The sequence below is a fragment of the Bacillus sp. FDAARGOS_527 genome, from assembly GCF_003812125.1.
Classification (GTDB): domain Bacteria; phylum Bacillota; class Bacilli; order Bacillales; family Bacillaceae_G; genus Bacillus_A; species Bacillus_A paranthracis.
Genome location: NZ_CP033795.1, coordinates 1,642,637 through 1,662,439, shown reverse-complemented (window position 1 = coordinate 1,662,439; position 19,803 = coordinate 1,642,637). Strand labels below are relative to the sequence as shown.

The window sequence follows — 19,803 nt, the reverse complement described above, 5'->3', positions numbered from 1 at the left end:
TGTGAAACGAATAATATACACATACTCTGGAGAAATTAACACGTAAGAAAGGAGGGAGCGTTATGAAAAAGAAATTATCATCTATTGTAAGTGTTTTAGCACTATCTATTATGTTTTTAGGTACATCTGCCCAAGCTGAATATGATGGAACTAATATGAATAGAGTTAATAACACTGACATTTCAACTCGAGTTAATGACAATAACTTAGACAGAGTTAATAATGATGTAAGAACTCGAAATGTAAATACAACAAATGATTTAAATGATAATCGTGATAGAAATAATAATTGGGCTTGGCTCGGTTTATTAGGACTAGCAGGATTATTAGGTCTTAGAAGAAGAGACAAAGAAACACGTTAATTTAGAAGATTTTTAGTAAACAAGTACTTATTTATCAAAAATATATATTGTATATAAATCGCCTTTTTAAAGGCGATTTATTATTTTCTTAAATGTAAAAAATGTACTTCACATTGCATCACATTTTTGCCTATAATTAAATTCGTGGCGTTAATCCAAACAATATAAATTGAATCGTATGTTCAATTTCCACTTCATCATCCCATTTTTCTTCGGGCAATAATAAAAATCGTGTTAATAATAAACCTAATACAGCTGATAAAGTAAGTCGTAAAACAGAAGATGGAGGCATTTCAATAATTTCCCCTTCTTCTTGAAACTTTGCAATCAACTTTTTAAAATGTGACAGTAATTCTGTTTCAACTAACTGTTGTATTTCATTTTTCAGTTCTGGCTGAAATGGCACTTCTTGAATTAATATTTTTATCATTGGAAAATGTTTTTTTGCAAATTCAAATCTATTATGAATAACAACTCTTAGAAGCCCTTCATACGATTCATACTCCGATTTAAATATTTCCTTTGCGAAGGCTTGTACGAAAAATGGTGCAGCAAACTTTGTTAATGTCGGCATGACGACTGCTAATAATAAATCTTTTTTCGTTTTATAGTAGCGGAAGATTGTTCCTTCCGCTACACCAGCACGCTTTGCAATTTCACTTGTTGAAGTTGAAGCATATCCTTTTTCTCCAAACATATCAACAGCCGCCTCTAATATACGCATTTGACGTTGATTTCGTTTATCTGTGTTAGTTGCAGCTATTAATTCCTCCAGCCAATCTTTCTGCATTTATAAAGCCCCTTTTTGTCATTTTTATATTTTGCGATGTTTCTTTAAAGCAAATACATTTCCTACTGCAAATAATATTGAAAAAAGTAATAATACGGTAAGATCTAATGCAATCTCTGTAAATCCTTGATTTCGAATCATCACCTGTCTCATTGCGTCAGCGCCATATGTGAGTGGAAATAATTTCCCTAACATTTGAAGCCACTTATTCATCGATTCAATTGGAAACAAACCCGAAAAGAAAATTTGTGGCACAATGACAAGCGGTATAAACTGGATCATTTGAAATTCATTATTTGCGTATGCCGATAAAAACGTCCCTAAAGTTAATGCCGTTAAAGAAAGCATACATGTAATAAGTAGCGTTAGCCATATGGAGCCAGCTACATACAAGTCTAAAATGTAAACTGAAAAACTTACGATAATAATGGATTGTATAAATGCAAAGATCCCAAAACCAATAATATATCCTACAACTATTTCCCCTCTTTTAATTGGAGTTGATAATAACCTTTCTAAAGTACCACTTAAACGTTCTCTTACGAAAGATACCCCTGATAAAATGAATACAAAGAAAAAGGTAAAGAAACCGATTAATACAGGACCAAGTCCATCAAACATTGTAAAGTTTTTAGAGCCATGTAAATAATTCACTTCAGGTTTCATAATCGATATATCGTTCTTCTCTGTACTTTTTTGTAATATTTGAAGTACAGCACGATTTTTTGACGAATCGCTACCTTCTAATACAATATTCATTTTTCCATTTTCTAAACGAATGACTGCATCTACCTTTTGATTTTCCAGCTCAGACATTGCCTTTTCTATATTATATTCATAAATTGACGCTTCCTGATTTTTCATCACTTTTACTAACTGAGCGGGCATATCAACAACAGCAATATGCGGTACATAGTCTTTTTGTGTAAACACTAGCGACAATAACCAAAGTAATAACATAGGTGCCCCAAACATCATCGCTAACGAACGTTTATCTCGAAAAAATTGGCGAATAATACGAATGATTACACCGGTAACTCTCATAATTCAGCCACCTCTTCCAACAAAAAGACATCTTCAATCCTTCCTGATGATACCCGCTTTTTCAATTCTTCAGTTGTACCAGTCGCAACTAGCTTTCCTTCTCTAATTAACCCTAGACGTTCACAAAATTCAGCTTCGTCCATAATGTGTGTCGTTACAATTATCGTTGTGCCTTTCTTTTTCAAATCATAAAATTTTTCCCAAATCGTTTTTCTAAGAAGCGGATCTATCCCCACTGTTGGCTCATCTAAAATTAATATTTCTGGTTCATGAAGGAGTGCTATTGCTAATGATAAACGCTTCTTCATCCCGCCTGAAAAATGCTGCACTTGCTTTTTCATATGTTGTGATAATTGTACAAGGTCAAAAACTTCTTCAATTCTTTCTTTTTTATGCTTTCCCTTTAATCCGTACATCGTTGCCATAAAATCTGCATTTTCATATGCTGATAGTTCTTCGTATAATGCATCAGCTTGAGCCATATAACCAATTTTTTTCATTTCATTTAAATTAGGCATGTTCGTGTTGTAAACAAGCACTTCACCTTCCGTTGCTTCGTTAATACCTGCAATCAATTTAATAAGAGTCGTTTTCCCAGAACCTGAAGGCCCAACTAAACCAAATATCTCTGCTTTTTCAACTTGTAATGAAAGATTGTGTAAAACTTCTTTTTTCCCAAAACTTTTTGATACAGTCCGTAAAATAATGGCAGGCTGCTTCACGTATTCTTCCCCCTTCTCTAAAATGAGTGAGTACTCACTTTTATTTTACTCTTGCGTAATTATATGTCAAACTTCATTGATTAGTATGGTTTTCCGTCAATAATATTAAACAATGAAACAGAGTCGACATTAGAATATCCTTTCTTAAAGTCGACTCTGTTTCATTTAAATTATATAATTTGCTTTACGTTTTTAAATTCATATATTTCCTAATTCTAGCAACATCTAAAGAATATTCGATAACTAATTGCTGTAACGGTAATATAACTGTGTCGGGATATAAATGTGCATATTGTAATGTTTCTGCATATTTTTCTAATCTTTTTTCTAAATACTTTATAATTTGATCAGGATGAGTTACTAATAAACATTTACAATAATAATGTATTTGTTCCTCAATCGCCGTATACTCTTCAATTTCGTATTCTTTATGCATGTGTACACCCCTTTAAGTTTTTTACATGAATTACTTATCACACTTTTCACTCGACAAATTTTAAGTTTTTTGATTATTTACACTATAACAAACACTGAGGGTCAAATTTTGTTACTTTATGTAACGTAGAAAATTTTTAACAAAATTGTAATGTTTACTCCTGCAAAATACAGAAAGCCCCTTTACTCATTTTTGTATAAAAAAATCGTACAGCTTAATTTAGCTGCACGACTACAATTTCTGGCCTATTCAAAATCCTTTGCGGAATGATACTATTTCCTAATCCTCTACTCACTACCATTGATGTATTTTGTTCTACATATAAACCCGCTGTATATTTAGGTAAAACACCTTGATTTGGCGCAACTAATCCTCCGATAAATGGCAATCTAACTTGCCCTCCATGAGCATGTCCCGATAAAACCAAATCCAACCTCTCATTCGTATATTCCTTTATAAATTCAGGCCGATGGGATAATAATACATTATATTTATCTGGCTGCATTTCAATTTTCGCTTTTTTAATTTCATCTATTATAATATTTCCTTCATCACGGTTTCCAGTTACAAACTCCGGATCATCAATACCTAGCAAGTTTATTTCTTGCTCACCCTTTCGAATGCCTACATGTTCATTCCTTAAAACATTGACATCATATTTCTTCAACTCTTTTTCTAAACGGTTATACTTTCCAGACCATTGTTCATGGTTTCCTGTCACAAAATATACAGGATACTTCTTTACAATTTCTCGTATTAATTGCATACTAACTTCTGCATCGTATGATTTACTGTCAATTAAATCACCCGTAATCGCAATAATATCTGGGTCTATACTTTCAATTTTTTGAATTAACACACCTTGCTTATTGCCAAATTGTTTATTGTGTAAGTCTGAAATTTGTAGAATTTTATACCCTTTAAAAGAGGAGGGTATTTTACTAGAGGTTATTTTAACCTCAGTTATACCTATTAAATTGTTCTGTAAATATAAAAAAGTAATAAAAGCTACTAATATGCCAATAAACAATATGATTCTATTAATATTTCTCTTCATATTCTCTCCTTTTATTTTTATAAAACACTTATTTTATGTTAACAGAATTATATAATACATTTTTGATTTTTATTGAATATAGTACAGTACATGAAATTTCACATCGGATACGTCATATATATTTATTTTACCTTTATCCTCTTAATAATCAAAATACAAAAACGATTCTTTTCATACGAAAAAGAATCGTTTTCTAATTTTATACATCCAATAACATATGGTAAAGAACTGAAATAACTAAGAGATTATTATTTAATAGCATCAATTACAACTTCAGCCGCCTCTTTAATTAGTTGATTATCATAGGTAGCCTCTTTCTCATCTTTACTAGATAATATTGCGATGATAATTGGTGATCTATTTGGCGGCCAAACGATAGCAATATCATTTCTTGTCCCGTAACTTCCAGCTCCTGATTTATCTGCAACTACCCAATCAGTTGGCACGCCTGCACGAATAAGTTTGTCTCCTGTAGCATTCCCTTTCATCCATTCTGTAAGAATGTTACGCTTTTGATGCGGAAGCGCATTTCCGACCGTAAAATCTTTAAGATTCCTAGCAATTGCTTTTGCTGTACTAGTATCACGAATGTCTCCTGGAATAGCTTCGTTTAACTCTGTTTCAAAGCGATCAGACATAGTAACCCGATCCCCCATCTTTCTAAGCGCTTTTTCATATCCTTTCGGTCCGCCTATTTTATGAAATAAAATGTTCCCTGCAGTATTATCACTGTAACGAACAGCAGCCTCCGCAATTTCTCCTAGTGTCATTCCAGTATCTACATGTTTCTCTGTAACAGGTGAATAATCCACTAAGTCTTCTTTCGTATAAGTAATAACTTCATCTAATTTCTTAGTAGAGTTCTGTTGCAGTAATACCCCTGCCGCTAAAGCCTTGTAAGTTGATGCAAAGGCAAACCTTTCGTTAGGTCGATAAGCGATTGTTTGATTTGTACCAGTATCAATCGCATATACACCTAATCGAGCATCAAATTTTTTTTCAAGTTGAGAGAACTCTTTATGCGTCGCCTGATTTTTATGTTTCACTTGTCCAGTCTTTTCTTTCGCTTCAACTTGCAATGCACCTCCTGTAAAAGTTACTAGGCTTGTAATACTTAAACCTAATATACCAACACACATCCCTATTTTTAGCATTTTCTTGTTTTTCAAAACTATCATTCCTTTCAAATACTTAATACCTTTTTATACGTACACATAATAGACAATCACCGAAACAAATTTGTTCCATAAACTTAAAAATTTTTATCGCTCGTATCACAGTTATTAATAAAATAAGAGATAACAACTATGACCGCTGCTATCTCTTATTTCACATTTCATCTTTTTACTTATAAATGCCTTTATACAAACAGGGGGTTCTTCCCTGAGAAAAGTACACAAATTTTACTAATTTTGATTCGAATTATCTGTACTAGCAGCTTCATCATGCATACGCTGCTTTTTCAAATCAAAGTATACATCTAAAACTTCCTTTCCGATTATAGAATTAATTCCACTTTTATCATTATGAAGCCACGGAACTACTACTGAGAATGCTACTTCTGGATTATCATATGGAGCATATCCAACTAACGTTAAGTTGTAACATTCCATACGTTCTCCTTTTGCATTTCTACCAATTGGATCATCTCCACCATACACAGTTTGGGCTGTCCCTGTCTTTCCTGCTGGTTTATATGGAGCATTTTTGAAATGCTTTACGCCAGTTCCATCCCCTTCTTGGAATACCCATCTAAACCCTTCTTTTATTCGATCAATATATTCTGTCTTCATATCAATCCGATTTAATACGACAGGCTCTATAGAACGAATAACTTTACCAACCTCTTCTTTAATTGATTGTTCTCGTATTTCTTGTACAATTTGAGGTTGCATTCTATAACCACCATTCGCAATCGTTGAAATATATTGAGCTAATTGCAAGGGCGTATACGTATCATACTGACCGATAGAAAAATCTAGTAAAAAACCAGGTTGACTATCTACTTTTCTCGTTTGTCCAATTATTTCATTCGGTAAATCAATACCTGTTGGGACACCTAAACCAAATTGCTTGAAATAATAGCGCATCGTATCAAATGCTCCTTGTTTAATGTCCAATGAGCCATTTGGTACGTAATTAACTCCCGCAATTTTTAAAGCTGTCTGGAACATGTATACATTCGAAGATACTTGCAAAGCACGTAAATCATTAATATTACCAAATCCGGATACATTCCATGATTTCTTGGCTTGTGTACCTTTAAATTTCATCGGTGCATCATAAAATTGATCTCCTGGATGTATTGCTCCTGTCTCATATCCCGTTAATAAAGTAGCACCTTTTACAGCAGACCCTAGCTCATACGAAGTTGTCATGTTACCTAATGCCAAATCCTCAATCTCTAGTACTCCTTCTTTTTCTACAATCTTTTTGCCTGCCATCGATAAAACCTGTCCGTTATTTGGATTCGTCATGACGACAAAAGCTCGATCGAGCAGCGGCTCAGAACTCTTAAAAGCTCTCAAGTTTTTCTCTATACTTTCTTCCACTTTCTTTTGTAATTCCATATCAATCGTTAATGTTATACTGTTACCACTTTTTCCTTTAGAGATTATTTCTGTGCTAACAATGTTTCCTGCTTTATCAGTAACATTTTTCACTTCTTCTTTTGTACCATGTAATACATCTTCATATCGCTGTTCAATATAACTTTTTCCGACACGATCATTCCGGTTATATCCACGTACTAAGTAAGAATCTAAATTTTCTTTTGGCAGACCTTCTTCACTACTCGTAATATTACCTAATACGGAACGAAACAAATTACCATTTACATAATTACGTTCCCAATCAACCGTTGCATCTACTCCTGGAAAATTCGCAAGATTTTCACTTATCCGTGCATACTCCTCATCTGTTACATCTTTTTTAATAATTTGTGGTGTTAGTTGATAACCCGAACTCATTTTACTTTTAATAGCTAACACCTTTAAATCTTGTTCTGTTAATTCACCCAATTCTACTTCTGTAACGCGATTTCGTCTTAAATCTTCTATTTTTTTATCTAACTCTTTTCCCTCTATTCCCTTTTCTTTAAACTTTTCTATATCTTTTTTAGTAATCTTTGTATCCGCACGTTTCGTATTCAACTGCATCCAAAAATCTTTTTTATCGATATCAGTTAATTTATTAATATCTTGTTCAGGCATTTCTAGTACTTTCGCCAAGTCTTTTGCTGTTTTTAAAATATCGTCACTCGTAATCCCCTTCACCCTTGTATACGTAATTGTACGAAGAGACTTATTATTAACGACCGTTTTCCCTTCTCGATCTAAAATTTGTCCACGCGGAACTGGTATGCTAGTTGTTGCATTTTGACTGTTTTCCACTTGATTCTTATAAGCCTCTCCCTCAACGATTTGTACTTTTCCTAGCTGCATAATAATAGCTGAGAATAGTAAAAATATACAAAGGAACATTATATTTAATCGAATAGATATATATGTCTTCTGCTTCTTTCCTTTTTGTTCTTTCATAAATCCTCCATATAATTCTTCCGGAACTCCTCACTAATACTTAAACGTTCCCTATATATTACAAACCATTATTCGGTTATAAATAGTGTCTTATCTTTTTTTCTAAATCTTTGTAAGTATTAATTCCTTTTTGTATAGCCGCGTAATTAATACATCTCCCTTCCTTTTTTCTCACTTGTTTTTTGTCGCTTGCAATGTGACTCATAATATATTTACACATAGGCTGACTAGTAACTTTTCATACTGATTATTCCTTTCTTCATGCTGTAGTACTTAATAGACAATCTAAATAATAAAGTTGTTCCACATTTACAAAAAAAATAATTAACTATAAGATGAAGTAGGCTACAAAAGGGAGGATTTTATGTTACATACAAAAATAAAAAAATGGGGATTTTTTGCGGTTCTTTCTATTGTAGGTTTGATTTTACTAATTTTATTTAAAATCAACTTCATTTCAATTACTATCGCAACTTCTTCAGCCGAAAGAGGAAAAATCTTTGATCAAAATGGTGTAATACTAGCTACAAATAAGAAAGTTAAGTCTCTATATTGTACTTCTAATGATGAAAAGTTATCGAAACAAGATACATCAAACACATTAGCTTTTTTCGATCAATTTTCAAGTAAGTTTCAACATGATATTTCTTCAGAGAGCATAAAATCTCAATTACAACAATCTTGTAAAAAACAGACTATGCATGATATACCGTTATACTCTGATATAGCTGAGAATGAACTTGCATTCATAAACAAAAACAAACCGAATAATGTAATAATTAAAGATGAATGGATTCGATATTATCCTAAACATGAAATTGGTTCACAGGTAATTGGGTATGTAGAAAGTAACCTTAATTCAAAGCATATGCCGGTTGGAAAAAGTGGGATTGAGCTGCAATATGAAGGTGATTTAAAAGGAAAACCGGGTAAAACTCTTATTTTTAAAATGAATAACAAAGAGTTCTTATGGAACATTCAAAAAGTACAAAAAGGTAAGGATATCAGGCTAGCTTTAGATTCTAAATTGCAACAAAAATCAGAGGAAGCATTACGATCACAAATTAAGAAATTACCTGATGCTAAAGGTGGTTATGCTGTAGTGAGCAATGCAAAAACTGGCGCGATTTTAACTATGGCCAACTCAGCAGTTTTTGATCCAAATATATTACATACACATGTAACAACTAAAATAAATAACATAAAATCACTTTCGCAAAATAAAGCAATTCAAAAATTAAAATATGGTGAGTCTTATGTAAATATGGCTTCTACTATAAAGCCACTTACTATTTTAATTGGATTAAACGAAAAGCTTTTTCAACCTGAAGATACGTATTTAGATAACGGTACTTTTGAGTATGATAATCAAAATAACATTACAAATGCACCCGGAACGCCAACAGGTGAGATTACACCGAGGCAGGCTATCATTAATTCATCTAACACATTTATGACAGCAAAAGTAGCTCTACCATTATTTAACCAACATAATGGAAATGTAGAAAAAGTGGCACATATATGGACAGATTATTTAATGCAATTCGGCCTACGTTCTAAAACCGGGATTGATTTACCCTTTGAAGAAGACGGACAATATGAATTCCATCCCTCTAATAAGTTTGAAAATGGAATTTCCGCTTTATTAAATGCCTCTTGGGGAGGAAATGAAGTGCATACTCCTCTTCAACTTGCTCAATATGCAGCAACTTTAGCAAGTAAAGGTGATAAATATAAACCACAAATCGTAAGTGCTATTATTGGTAAAGATGGTAAAGAAACAAAAAAGTTTAAACCAATTTTAGAAAGTTCAAATCGTTACCCAATGAACTTTTGGAGTGTCATGCAAGGTGGAATGAGTCAAAATATAGAGGAGATTAAAAAGTTGCCCTTCGACGTCGCTGGTAAAACAGGTATTACAGGTTTTCCAAATGAGCAAGCAAGAATGATCAATCATTCTCTATTCATTGCATATGCTCCTACCGAAGATCCACAGATTGCCGTTTCTGTCGTTATTCCTGGTAGTAATTCAGAAAAAAACATTGCTGCTCTCGTTACATCAGAAATTTTAGAGTCCTGGAATACTCTTCAAAAAGAGAATAAAAACAAAAAGGAAGGTTCATTAAAGTGAACCTTCCTTTTTTACCAAATAGAATCTATATTTATTATTTTCCATTCACCTTCATTATTCTTTTCAAACATAAATGAGTATTTAATGTCAGTTAAAACATACTCTTTTTGTACATATCCAGTATTACCGTTAATTGTCGAAATTTTTATATATTCATCATTCTGCACTTTTTCTGGAATCCAAGCTTTTACCATTTCGTTAGATACTTCATATAAAACTTGTGATTCTCGCTTTGGTTCAGCTAAAATTTTCGTTTTATTTCCAGTAACAGTTGCATATATAAAGTGTGCTTGCTTTGGTTGGTTACTTTCTGTCAATCCACTTGGTACTCTGTATACTTGTTTTGTATCATTCGCAAATTCTCCTCCCATTGTAAGAGCGACTTGCAACTCATGAAAAATATCTTCATCAAACTTCAATTCATCCTTCTTATAACTCTTCCCTTTAAATAGAACTTCATCATTTAACGCTTTGTATAGCTCATTTTCATTTTTTGAGTTCGTACTTTGATATAGTTCATTCATAAATTGTTTTAGTGATGGATCTTGAGCAGACTCATCTTTTGTTTTAGGCTTAATTTGTGTACTACTTTGTACCGGTGATTTATTATCATCAAGCCAAGGTTGTTGAACAATAAAAAATAAAAATGTACAAGCTAAAACCACAACAATTGGCAATGCTTTTTTACGAAATCTTCTTGTTTGTTTTAGAGAGCCTCCCTCATTACTTTCATATATAGATTGCTTTATTTTATAAATATATTCTTCTTCGTTTTTACGGTGTTCCATTGGGCCTTTTTTTAATCTTCTATACCAGTCAGGATTTTGTTTATTGTTCATCACTACTACCCTCCCCTATTAATTTTGAAACCTTACTTCTTGCTCTACTTAATCTAGATTTTACAGTTCCAATGGATACTCCTAGTGTTTCAGCCATTTCTTCATAAGATAATTCATATTTTGCATCCAATATTATTATTTCGCGGTGCTTTTTAGGTAGTTTTAATACAACTTTCCAAACATCATTCATTTCTTCTTGCTTAAAAAATTCTTGTTCTGCCGACTGGGATTGCTTATCGTCACTAAAAAAACCTATTAAAGATATTCTTTTAAAATAAGATGATTTCAAATAGTTTATTGCCGTATTTCTTGTGATTTTTAATATCCACGTTTTAATAGATGACTCCTTTCGAAATGAATTCCAATTTTTAAATACCTTTATAAATACATCTTGCGTAATATCATCTGATAAGTGTGGATCTTTCGTAATAATAAATGAATAATTCCATACATCTTGCCAATAGTCTTTTATAACATCGTCCAGCTCATCATGATTACACTTTTCAATAAACGTCTGTTCCATTTCCACACCTCAAACTTATTTGAATAAACGTAAAACTACCCTCACTTTTATTATGGTTTCAATATATAGACAAGATACAAGTTTCATTTGTTCCATTTAGTTCGAGTTCTCCAATTGTATCTTTTTTAGATTTTTGATACAAAAAAGAACCCTTATACTAAGGGTTCTGCAACAGAAAATATGAAAAGCCCCCTGCGCAAGGGATTAGTTCATTCAAAAGCTTATTTAGAAGCATCATGTACAGGCAAACTACTAAAGATCAGTTCAGCAACTTTTACATATCCTTTTGAGTTTGGATGAATGAAATCCTTAGACCAAAGCGTATTGTCATTAACTAACTGATGATTCCAAAAGTCAATATGATGAAGCTGATGCTCTCTACTCAATGAAAGTATAACTTCATTTGCCTCTAATAATTGTTCTTTTAACACTTGTTTTTTTTCTGTAGAAAATGGAAGTCTGACTGTAAAATCTGGAAGGTTTGCTATCATAATATCAGCACCTGTTTTACTTAATGTATCTATCATACATTTCATATCTTCCTTATATGCATAATGATTCCAACGTCCTTTTAATACGTCGTTTGCACCTGCAATGAGGCTAACCAAATCTGGATTAAAAGTTAACGCCTTTTCCAATTGTTGCGAGCGAATTTCTTTCGTTACTAACCCACGCTTTGCAAAATTGGCATATTCTATATCGTTTACACACAGTTGAACAAAATGATCTACCCAGCTTTTTAATGCTATACCCTCAACTTCATCCCCTATCCCCTCTGTAAAACTATCACCAATCGCTACAAATCGCTTCCACATATGTATTCCCCCTTTATTATGAACCATATCTCTACTATAAATGTTAATATGATTATAGAAGATATTATCATCCTTTAGATTTCACAGCTAGTTTTTTACAAAAACGATTTCTAAATTCTTTATTAATTAGGAGGTCTAAAAGATGAAATTTTTAAGGCAATCAACCATTATTGGCGCATTGACTGTTGGAGTATTTTTATATTCAAATACAATTGGTACGCTCCCACCTGCCTCTGCTGAATCGCAACCTACACAAAAAGAATCACGATTTTTAGATACTTGGCGGTGGCAAAACTATTTTTTATTACATCATAATGCAGATTTTATAGAAGAGTTAGCAGTTGGTGACTTAAAGCATGGAGATACATTCGATGTTACTATATATAATGGTATTGTAATAATGTCATTTGCAGCATGGAGTGCAATTTTTACGACTTTAATCGGAGCGATATCCGGAGCAATCTTTGCTACAATCTCTTTTACAAATAAAAGCAAAAATGAAATACTTACATAAAAACGAATTTCTAATAAAACTCTATACAAAAAAGTAGCCTATAAAATTTTATAGGCTACTTTTCATTTCATCATTATTACTTAGCTAATTCTTTCGTACCCTTCATTACATCAACGAAGAATCCCCAGTTATTCACAACAGAAGAAATACTAATATGTTCATCTGGAGTATGGACATTGAATATATCTGGACCGAATGAAATTGCATCTAATTCAGGCATCTTTTGAACGAATACACTACATTCAATCCCAGCGTGTACAGCGAAGATTTCAACATCTTTATTGTATTTTTCTTGATGCACTTTTTCAAATAAATTACGAATTTGTGAATTCGGATTGTATGGCCATTCTGGATACTCTGACTCGATTTCAAATGTTGCGCCAACTAATTCCGCAATACATTTAATCTCATCTGCAATATGTTGTTTTAAACTATTTACAGAACTTCTCACTTCGTTACGTAATTTAATTTCATCTTGCAACGTTTCAATAACACCTAAATTTGTTGAGCTTTCTACTAGACCTTTAATATCCATGCTCATACTTTGAATGCCGTTCGGAATTAAGAATAATGATGAAATAAGTTGCTTTTGTGTTTCTTTAGCAAATACTTTTTCTACTTTCTCATCTAATTTTGTAAGTGTAACATGAACATCTGGATCAACAGCACGCATTTCTTCTTGTAATACTCGTGTCCATGATTCTAACTTTTCTTCTACCTTCTCTACATCTTCTTGACATAATAAAATTGTAGCTACACTTTCACGCGGAATTGCATTCGTTTTTAATCCACCGTGAACTTCACTTATATCAAATTGAATATTTACTGATAAATCATGTAATACTCGTCCTAATACTTTGTTCGCATTACCACGTTGTTTATCAATTTCCATACCAGAATGTCCGCCTTTTAGACCGCCAACATATAAACGGTATGCATCCATATTCGCTGGTGCTTCATCCCAAATTACTGGAATCGTTTCAACAGCTTTTGCACCACCTGCGCTACTTACAAGTAATTTATGATCTTCTTCAGAATCAATATTAATAAAAATCTTTCCTTCAAAATGATTTGAATCAACAGCGAAAGCTCCGCCCATTGTCGTTTCTTCTTCAGTAGTAATAACTACTTCTAGTGCTGGATGCGGAATGTCTTTTGAATCTAATAAAGCTAATGCATATGCAACTGCAATACCATTATCAGCTCCTAAAGTCGTTTGATTTGCATATAACATGTCCCCAATAATTCGCAATTCAATTGGATCTTTATCAAAATCATGTACGGTTGCTTGATTTTTTTCGCAAACCATATCCATATGACCTTGAATAATAATAGCTGGTACATTTTCATAACCAGCAGTTGCTTCTTTTTTAATAATGACATTTAATGCTTCATCTTGAATCACTTCTAAATTACGCTCTTTCGCAAAGCCAACTAAAAAATCACTAATTTCTTTTTCATTACCTGATCCTCTAGGAATCTTTGAAATTTCTGCAAAATGATAAAATACAGGGTGCTTTGTTAATTGTTCTAAAGTAGAATACATTTTTAAGCTCCTCTCAAAATGACAAAATAATATGTAAGTCTTTTATCATTATACCATGATTCATTATTTTCACTTTCTATTTCATGCTTTAATATCTGCTTGTTAAACATTTAAATTGCATATAAAAAGAGAAAGAAAATGCACTATGCATTTTCTTTCTCTTTTTTTGCTCTCATATATTTTGAAGTACCATTATTCATTAATTTCTCTAACCGATTTATATTTTCCGTTAATGCACCTTTCACAAGAGAGAAATCTGTATTTGGTTCTTCTTTTTTTTCTTTAAAAAATGAAGACTTTTGTACATTTACTTCAGCCATCTCTTCTCCCCCTTTTCAAAAAGATACAATCTTCTATTTATATTATATCGTAAATATAAATAGCATGTACACGTATCATTTTCTTTTTAATTCTTCTTCTAATTCTTCTACTTGCTGTAATGTATCTCCTTTTATTAACGAGAAATCTGTTGTATCTTCATTATCTTCTTTAAAAAAATCATTGTCATAATCTTTTATCACTACAATCACCTCTACGTGCTAGTGTAGGAATGATTGTCCGATTTTATACAAGTTTGTCTAAATTCGCTTTACCTTTATGTATAAGTGAAAAGGACAGAAAAAATTTCTGTCCTTATTTACTAAAATAACTATGATGTATTGTTAAATTATATACATTTTCAAAATCTCGATCTTGCAGGTTATTTTTCTTCCCATCAATAACAATGAAAACATCACTCACTATTTTTGCTGGTATAATTCCGACATTTTCTACTTGTACTGCTCTCTGCTCATTCAATTGCTCAATGTACTCTAACGGAATAATCGTACTAAATTGAGAACGGATACCACGAAAGTTTGTATTTAATTCCTTTGCCGCTTCAAATACAACAATTTTTGCTCCAATCTTTTCCCCATACGAATCTAAAAATACGTTTAAGCTTTTTGTATATTCTTCCTCCGTATGCCATTCCATCGTACCGAACACTACTGGATTGACATTTTGAATGATTGATGTGTATATTTCTCCTCTTGCTTTAGAAGCAATTAATGACCGTTTTATCGATTGAACCGTCTTGCCGATATCGCTAAATTTCGCTCCCCATATTTCTGAAATATTAGGTGTTAAAATAAATGCAATATCAACGAAAATAACCATTGCAGTGAACATTAAAAGATTTTTCCAGAGGGTTAAATCAATTCCTTTTATCATGAAATACACGGTGACTGATATTATAAACAACCCATACCAAGTCTTTCTAATACGTTGCTTCTTCTCCTCGTACAACTCTTCGTTTTTCCAATAAAAGAAAACAAGTATTAGAAAAACGATTGCTAAAATAAATAAGCCGATTCGAATGTTAGAGATCACCAATGACATCACCCTCCATTCAAAAACTACTCACGATATCATTACATGCACAAGCAACTCTCTTTATGACAAAAGACGTGGACAAGCTTCTAAATTTAGCTACATTGCATATACATTAGAAGGTGCCACGTCTTTTATCCTGAATCTACATTGTATATGTAGACAAGCATGGGTTTCAAATTTTCATGTTAAAAAGTAATATGTTTCGGAATTTCTCCTTCAGGTACTTCTCCATCCATACTTAAGTAATAATGGCGAATCGGACGTAAATTTTCGTCTAATTCATACACGAGTGGTATGCTCGTTGGAATATTTAATGAAACGACACCATCGCTTGAAAGATTATCTAAATATTTTACTAGCGAGCGAATTGTGTTACCATGTGATGAAATGATTACTTTGTTACCATTCTTTAATTTCGGCGCAATTTCTGAATGCCAATAAGCAAGTACTCTTTTCTCCGTATCCACTAAACATTCTGTCAATGGAAACTCACCTTTTTTCAGTGCTTTATATCTTGGATCATTCATTTCATACCTGGGATCATCCTCAGTAAGAGCAGGTGGTCTTACATCAATACTTCTTCTCCAAATATGAACTTGCTCCTCACCATATTTTTGCGCGGTTTCATCTTTATTCAACCCTTGCAATGCACCATAATGTCTTTCATTTAGCTTCCAACATTTATGTACTGGCACCCAGGCAAGATCCATCTCATGAAGTACAATCCATAACGTCCGAATTGCTCGTTTTAATACAGATGTATAAGCTACATCAAAAGTATATCCGTTTTTCTTTAATATCGCTCCTGCTTCTCTCGCTTCACTTAATCCTTTCTCTGATAAATCTACATCTGTCCATCCAGTAAAACGATTTTCAAGATTCCATAAACTCTGTCCGTGACGAATAAGTACAAGTTTTATCATTATAATTCCCCTCTCCGAAATGTGAATTTTATTGTTCCATTGCGTACACGTATAAAGTATCTAGTAATGTATCTTTTTATCCATTCACTCTATGATAGCTCCATAGTTGCCAAATGTATGGATAAATTTTGTTCTTTTTCAAACTATAAAAACAGATATATTTCTCATTATTTTTGATCGATTGCAACTTCCCGTTTCGATAGCCAAGCGTCAAAACCTGATCGGCTATGTGCCATTTCATTCATAACTTGATGCCAATTTTCTTCACACGATTCACCAAATTTTAAAAAAATAGCACCCATTTGTTGTCTTTGTACATCGCTCAGTTTTTTCTCTAAATCGGCACCTTGTTCTGTTAAAGATAACTGTTTCACACGGCGATCATGTGTAGCTTCATTACTCTCAATTAAGCCCTTTTCCACAAGTTGTCGTAATGGTCCGTGTAGAGCCTGTTTACTTATTTCTAACAGTGATAATAACTCATTTACGCTTATACCTGGAAAGCGTGCGATAAAAAATAAAATTCGGTGATGTACTCGTTGTATGCCATACTCTTTTATAATTTCATCTGGCTTTTCAGTAAATGTTTTATATGCAAAGTAAAATAAGGCTAATGCTTCATTCATCTGTTCTTCTTTATGTTGTGTCATCTACTTTCCCCCTGTATGTAAATTATACCACATTCTCGTAATGAATTTTTAAATCCATACTCTAGAGCTACTTTCGTTTATTACAAGACAGCAAAACAATGAGGAGATGATTCACTTGAAAACGCAATATACTGTAAGTACATATTTATTAGACCGACTAAGCGAATTAGGAATTGAGCATATTTTTGGTGTCCCTGGTGATTATAATTTGGCTTTTTTAGATGATGTAATAGCACATGAAAATGTAGAGTGGATTGGCAATTGTAATGAATTAAATGCGGCATATGCTGCTGATGGATATGCTCGTATAAAAGGAATCGCTGCTCTTATTACCACTTTCGGTGTTGGAGAATTAAGCGCCATTAACGGTATTGCTGGATCATATGCCGAAAATGTACCTGTTATAAAAATTACGGGGACACCACCAACAACAGTAATGGAAAATGGAGCACTCGTTCATCATACGTTAGGTGATGGAAAGTTCGATCATTTTTCTAATATGTATAGAGAAATCACGGTGGCACAATCAAAATTAACACCTGAGCATGCCGCTGAAGAAATTGACCGTGTGTTACGTGCATGTTGGAGTGCGAAACGCCCTGTTCATATTCAATTACCGATTGATGTGTATAATAAACCAATTAATAAACCTACGGAACCGATTTTACATAAACCAGTTGTAAGTAATAAAGATGCGCTGGATAAAATGCTTCTACATGCCACTTCAAAAATAAACAGTGCCAAAAAACCTGTAATTTTAGCGGATTTTGAAGTAGAACGATTTCACGCTAAAGAATATTTATATCAATTCGTAGAAAAAACTGGGTTTCCCATCGCAACGTTAAGTATGGGAAAAGGAATATTCCCAGAAAAACACCCTCAATTTATAGGGATTTATACTGGTGATGTAAGTTCTCCATACTTGCGTAAACGAATTGATGAATCTGATTGTATTATTAGTATTGGTGTGAAGTTAACTGATACTATTACAGGTGGCTTCACACAAGGTTTTATGAAAGAACAAGTTATTGAAATTCATCCCTACACTGTGAAAATTACAGATAAAAAATATGGACCAGTTGTAATGAAAGATGTTTTACAACATTTAAGTGACTTAATTGAGCATCGCAATGGGGAAACGCTTGATATTAAGCCATTTATTTCAGAATCACTATCTATTACTGAAAAGTTTAATCCAAAGCCACAAATGGTTACACAAAAACGTTTTTGTCAACAAATATACCATTTCTTACAAGAAAAGGACGTCTTACTTGCAGAACAAGGAACACCTTTCTTTGGTAGTGCCACTATCCCTTTACCAAACGACACTACATATGTAGCGCAACCATTATGGGGATCGATCGGCTATACATTACCTGCTCTACTTGGTACACAGCTCGCTAATTTATCGCGGCGCAACATTTTAATTATTGGTGATGGTTCTTTTCAATTAACTGTCCAAGAATTATCAACTATACTACGTCAAAATTTAAACCCAATTATATTTTTAATTAACAACAATGGTTATACTGTTGAACGTGCAATTCATGGTCAAAACGAACCGTATAATGACATACAAATGTGGGATTACACAAAACTAGCGAACGTATTCGGAACAGAAGAAAAAAGCCTAACATGTAAAGTGGAAAATGAAATAGAGTTACAAGAAGTCTTAACTAAAATAAGTAATGATAAGGATCAACTTACCTTTGTTGAAGTTGTAATGAGCCAAGGGGATCAGCCTGAACTGCTAGCTAAACTTGGGAAAAGATTCGGCCAACAAAATTCTTAATATAAAAAGCATAACCTAATTATATAAAAAGAAAAGGATGGAAAGTGCCACCCTTTTCCTTTTATATATACTATTTTAAGAACCTTCTTCGACTAAAGTCTCGTGTGACAAGTCAAAATTCTTAATCAACCTTTAACTTTATAGCTTTTGTAGCAATAAATGTTTTAATATGCTTATCTAATATCCTTGTTCCACCAAAATCATCCTCATAAAAAGGCATTACAAACCTGTTGACAGTTGGAATACCTTTATTAATGTTATTTAATTTCTCAAGCTCTTAACCGAACCCATTAAACAAATAAGCTACAATTTTTCTTTTTTATTCAGCAAGTGTTAACTGCCAAGACACACCATACTTATCATTTAACCAACCAAATTTTTTACTAAACGGATAGGCACCTAAAGGCATAAGTACTGCTCCATCCTCCGCTAGTTTATTAAAAGCCGTTTCAATTTCTTCTTCCGTATCACAAGTTACATAAAGAGACATAGCTGGTGTAAATGTAAAATTATGATTTACATAGCTATCAATGCACATGAACTCTTGCCCATGTAACGTAAACGTTGCATGAATGACAGTACCCTCTTTACCAGGTCCGTTTTCATCGTAACGAGAGATACTTACAATTTCTGATTGATCGAATAGCGACGTGTAAAAATTCATCGCTTCCTCAGCTTTTCCTTCAAACATTAAAAACGTAGTAATTTTTTGATTTGTGTTACTCATTTAGAGACAACCCCTTGTT

At 32.9% G+C, this 19,803-nt stretch carries 21 protein-coding genes and 1 pseudogene; 4 read left to right on the top strand and 18 right to left on the bottom strand.

The window, feature by feature from the left end:
- Positions 1-62 precede the first annotated feature (62 nt).
- Positions 63-362, top strand: a complete 300-nt coding sequence (locus EGX95_RS10920; protein ID WP_000728163.1) for a WGxxGxxG family protein — start codon at positions 63-65, stop codon at positions 360-362.
- A gap of 136 nt (positions 363-498) precedes the next feature.
- Here the strand turns inward: EGX95_RS10920 and EGX95_RS10915 are convergent, their stop codons facing one another.
- The 7 genes from EGX95_RS10915 to EGX95_RS10885 form a co-directional block, all read right to left on the bottom strand.
- Positions 499-1,152, bottom strand: coding sequence for a TetR/AcrR family transcriptional regulator (locus EGX95_RS10915; protein WP_001168200.1), 654 nt, complete (start codon positions 1,150-1,152; stop codon positions 499-501).
- Between the two features lie 24 nt (positions 1,153-1,176).
- Positions 1,177-2,196 carry an ABC transporter permease gene (locus EGX95_RS10910; protein WP_001266739.1) on the bottom strand — a complete coding sequence of 340 codons (1,020 nt, stop codon included), beginning with the start codon at positions 2,194-2,196 and terminating at the stop codon, positions 1,177-1,179.
- Complete coding sequence (locus tag EGX95_RS10905; RefSeq protein ID WP_000812698.1) at positions 2,193-2,918, bottom strand: ABC transporter ATP-binding protein; 726 nt, start codon at positions 2,916-2,918, stop codon at positions 2,193-2,195. Before EGX95_RS10905 ends, EGX95_RS10910 begins: the two co-directional genes overlap by 4 nt.
- 184 nt (positions 2,919-3,102) lie before the next feature.
- Positions 3,103-3,354 (bottom strand): hypothetical protein, encoded by a 252-nt coding sequence (locus EGX95_RS10900; protein WP_000548624.1) that lies wholly within the window; start codon positions 3,352-3,354, stop codon positions 3,103-3,105.
- Between the two features lie 214 nt (positions 3,355-3,568).
- Complete coding sequence (locus EGX95_RS10895; protein ID WP_000827832.1) at positions 3,569-4,411, bottom strand: metallophosphoesterase; 843 nt, start codon at positions 4,409-4,411, stop codon at positions 3,569-3,571.
- Between the two features lie 248 nt (positions 4,412-4,659).
- Positions 4,660-5,589, bottom strand: coding sequence for a class A beta-lactamase Bla1 (gene bla, locus EGX95_RS10890; protein WP_014297836.1), 930 nt, complete (start codon positions 5,587-5,589; stop codon positions 4,660-4,662).
- Between the two features lie 228 nt (positions 5,590-5,817).
- Positions 5,818-7,950 (bottom strand): peptidoglycan D,D-transpeptidase FtsI family protein, encoded by a 2,133-nt coding sequence (locus EGX95_RS10885; protein ID WP_000662963.1) that lies wholly within the window; start codon positions 7,948-7,950, stop codon positions 5,818-5,820.
- 364 nt (positions 7,951-8,314) lie between these two features.
- Between EGX95_RS10885 and EGX95_RS10880 the strand changes: the two genes are divergently transcribed.
- Positions 8,315-10,081: a peptidoglycan D,D-transpeptidase FtsI family protein gene (locus tag EGX95_RS10880; protein ID WP_000903318.1), complete on the top strand. Its 1,767-nt coding sequence runs from the start codon at positions 8,315-8,317 to the stop codon at positions 10,079-10,081.
- Between the two features lie 11 nt (positions 10,082-10,092).
- On the opposite strand, the gene EGX95_RS10875 is transcribed toward EGX95_RS10880, so the two are convergent.
- The 3 genes from EGX95_RS10875 to EGX95_RS10865 form a co-directional block, all read right to left on the bottom strand.
- A complete protein-coding gene (locus tag EGX95_RS10875; protein ID WP_001060779.1) occupies positions 10,093-10,920 on the bottom strand; it encodes a hypothetical protein in 828 nt (275 codons plus the stop codon).
- Positions 10,910-11,443, bottom strand: a complete 534-nt coding sequence (locus EGX95_RS10870) for an RNA polymerase sigma factor (RefSeq protein WP_000438318.1) — start codon at positions 11,441-11,443, stop codon at positions 10,910-10,912. Before EGX95_RS10870 ends, EGX95_RS10875 begins: the two co-directional genes overlap by 11 nt.
- Positions 11,444-11,664: 221 nt before the next feature.
- Entirely contained in the window at positions 11,665-12,258 is a 594-nt protein-coding gene (locus EGX95_RS10865; RefSeq protein ID WP_000265892.1) for an SGNH/GDSL hydrolase family protein, read from the bottom strand.
- A gap of 142 nt (positions 12,259-12,400) precedes the next feature.
- On the opposite strand from EGX95_RS10865, the gene EGX95_RS10860 reads away from it, so the two are divergent.
- Entirely contained in the window at positions 12,401-12,772 is a 372-nt protein-coding gene (locus EGX95_RS10860) for a DUF5065 family protein (RefSeq protein ID WP_000670600.1), read from the top strand.
- Positions 12,773-12,848: 76 nt separating this feature from the next.
- On the opposite strand, the gene pepD is transcribed toward EGX95_RS10860, so the two are convergent.
- From pepD to EGX95_RS10835, 6 genes are all read right to left on the bottom strand, one after another.
- On the bottom strand, positions 12,849-14,318 hold the full coding sequence (gene pepD / locus EGX95_RS10855) for a beta-Ala-His dipeptidase (protein ID WP_000287521.1): 1,470 nt from the start codon (positions 14,316-14,318) through the stop codon (positions 12,849-12,851).
- Between the two features lie 143 nt (positions 14,319-14,461).
- Entirely contained in the window at positions 14,462-14,638 is a 177-nt protein-coding gene (gene spoIISB, locus EGX95_RS30370) for a stage II sporulation protein SB (protein ID WP_000852618.1), read from the bottom strand.
- Positions 14,639-14,713: 75 nt separating this feature from the next.
- Entirely contained in the window at positions 14,714-14,839 is a 126-nt protein-coding gene (locus tag EGX95_RS10850) for a hypothetical protein (RefSeq protein WP_000588712.1), read from the bottom strand.
- A 112-nt stretch (positions 14,840-14,951) separates the two neighbouring features.
- Positions 14,952-15,689, bottom strand: coding sequence for a type II toxin-antitoxin system SpoIISA family toxin (locus EGX95_RS10845; protein ID WP_002027714.1), 738 nt, complete (start codon positions 15,687-15,689; stop codon positions 14,952-14,954).
- A 188-nt stretch (positions 15,690-15,877) separates the two neighbouring features.
- Positions 15,878-16,615: a 2,3-diphosphoglycerate-dependent phosphoglycerate mutase gene (gene gpmA / locus EGX95_RS10840; protein WP_000594123.1), complete on the bottom strand. Its 738-nt coding sequence runs from the start codon at positions 16,613-16,615 to the stop codon at positions 15,878-15,880.
- Between the two features lie 167 nt (positions 16,616-16,782).
- Positions 16,783-17,265: a MarR family winged helix-turn-helix transcriptional regulator gene (locus tag EGX95_RS10835; protein ID WP_000191904.1), complete on the bottom strand. Its 483-nt coding sequence runs from the start codon at positions 17,263-17,265 to the stop codon at positions 16,783-16,785.
- A gap of 106 nt (positions 17,266-17,371) precedes the next feature.
- Between EGX95_RS10835 and EGX95_RS10830 the strand changes: the two genes are divergently transcribed.
- Entirely contained in the window at positions 17,372-19,057 is a 1,686-nt protein-coding gene (locus EGX95_RS10830) for an alpha-keto acid decarboxylase family protein (protein ID WP_002027713.1), read from the top strand.
- Between the two features lie 121 nt (positions 19,058-19,178).
- Here EGX95_RS10830 and EGX95_RS30365 read toward each other — a convergent pair.
- Positions 19,179-19,271 (bottom strand): annotated as a pseudogene (locus EGX95_RS30365) (methyltransferase); the annotation flags it as partial.
- A gap of 105 nt (positions 19,272-19,376) precedes the next feature.
- Positions 19,377-19,784, bottom strand: a complete 408-nt coding sequence (locus EGX95_RS10825; RefSeq protein ID WP_000072484.1) for a VOC family protein — start codon at positions 19,782-19,784, stop codon at positions 19,377-19,379.
- Positions 19,785-19,803: the final 19 nt, after the last annotated feature.

Bases quoted from the DNA above. Each gene is read 5' to 3' on its own strand.
- EGX95_RS10920 (WP_000728163.1), top strand. From the start codon at position 63: ATGAAAAAGAAATTATCATCTATTGTAAGTGTTTTAGCACTATCTATT.
- EGX95_RS10915 (WP_001168200.1), bottom strand. From the start codon at position 1,152: ATGCAGAAAGATTGGCTGGAGGAATTAATAGCTGCAACTAACACAGAT.
- EGX95_RS10910 (WP_001266739.1), bottom strand. From the start codon at position 2,196: ATGAGAGTTACCGGTGTAATCATTCGTATTATTCGCCAATTTTTTCGA.
- EGX95_RS10900 (WP_000548624.1), bottom strand. From the start codon at position 3,354: ATGCATAAAGAATACGAAATTGAAGAGTATACGGCGATTGAGGAACAA.
- EGX95_RS10895 (WP_000827832.1), bottom strand. From the start codon at position 4,411: ATGAAGAGAAATATTAATAGAATCATATTGTTTATTGGCATATTAGTA.
- bla (WP_014297836.1), bottom strand. From the start codon at position 5,589: ATGATAGTTTTGAAAAACAAGAAAATGCTAAAAATAGGGATGTGTGTT.
- EGX95_RS10885 (WP_000662963.1), bottom strand. From the start codon at position 7,950: ATGAAAGAACAAAAAGGAAAGAAGCAGAAGACATATATATCTATTCGA.
- EGX95_RS10880 (WP_000903318.1), top strand. From the start codon at position 8,315: ATGTTACATACAAAAATAAAAAAATGGGGATTTTTTGCGGTTCTTTCT.
- EGX95_RS10875 (WP_001060779.1), bottom strand. From the start codon at position 10,920: ATGAACAATAAACAAAATCCTGACTGGTATAGAAGATTAAAAAAAGGC.
- EGX95_RS10870 (WP_000438318.1), bottom strand. From the start codon at position 11,443: ATGGAACAGACGTTTATTGAAAAGTGTAATCATGATGAGCTGGACGAT.
- EGX95_RS10865 (WP_000265892.1), bottom strand. From the start codon at position 12,258: ATGTGGAAGCGATTTGTAGCGATTGGTGATAGTTTTACAGAGGGGATA.
- EGX95_RS10860 (WP_000670600.1), top strand. From the start codon at position 12,401: ATGAAATTTTTAAGGCAATCAACCATTATTGGCGCATTGACTGTTGGA.
- pepD (WP_000287521.1), bottom strand. From the start codon at position 14,318: ATGTATTCTACTTTAGAACAATTAACAAAGCACCCTGTATTTTATCAT.
- spoIISB (WP_000852618.1), bottom strand. From the start codon at position 14,638: ATGGCTGAAGTAAATGTACAAAAGTCTTCATTTTTTAAAGAAAAAAAA.
- gpmA (WP_000594123.1), bottom strand. From the start codon at position 16,615: ATGATAAAACTTGTACTTATTCGTCACGGACAGAGTTTATGGAATCTT.
- EGX95_RS10835 (WP_000191904.1), bottom strand. From the start codon at position 17,265: ATGACACAACATAAAGAAGAACAGATGAATGAAGCATTAGCCTTATTT.
- EGX95_RS10830 (WP_002027713.1), top strand. From the start codon at position 17,372: ATGATTCACTTGAAAACGCAATATACTGTAAGTACATATTTATTAGAC.
- EGX95_RS10825 (WP_000072484.1), bottom strand. From the start codon at position 19,784: ATGAGTAACACAAATCAAAAAATTACTACGTTTTTAATGTTTGAAGGA.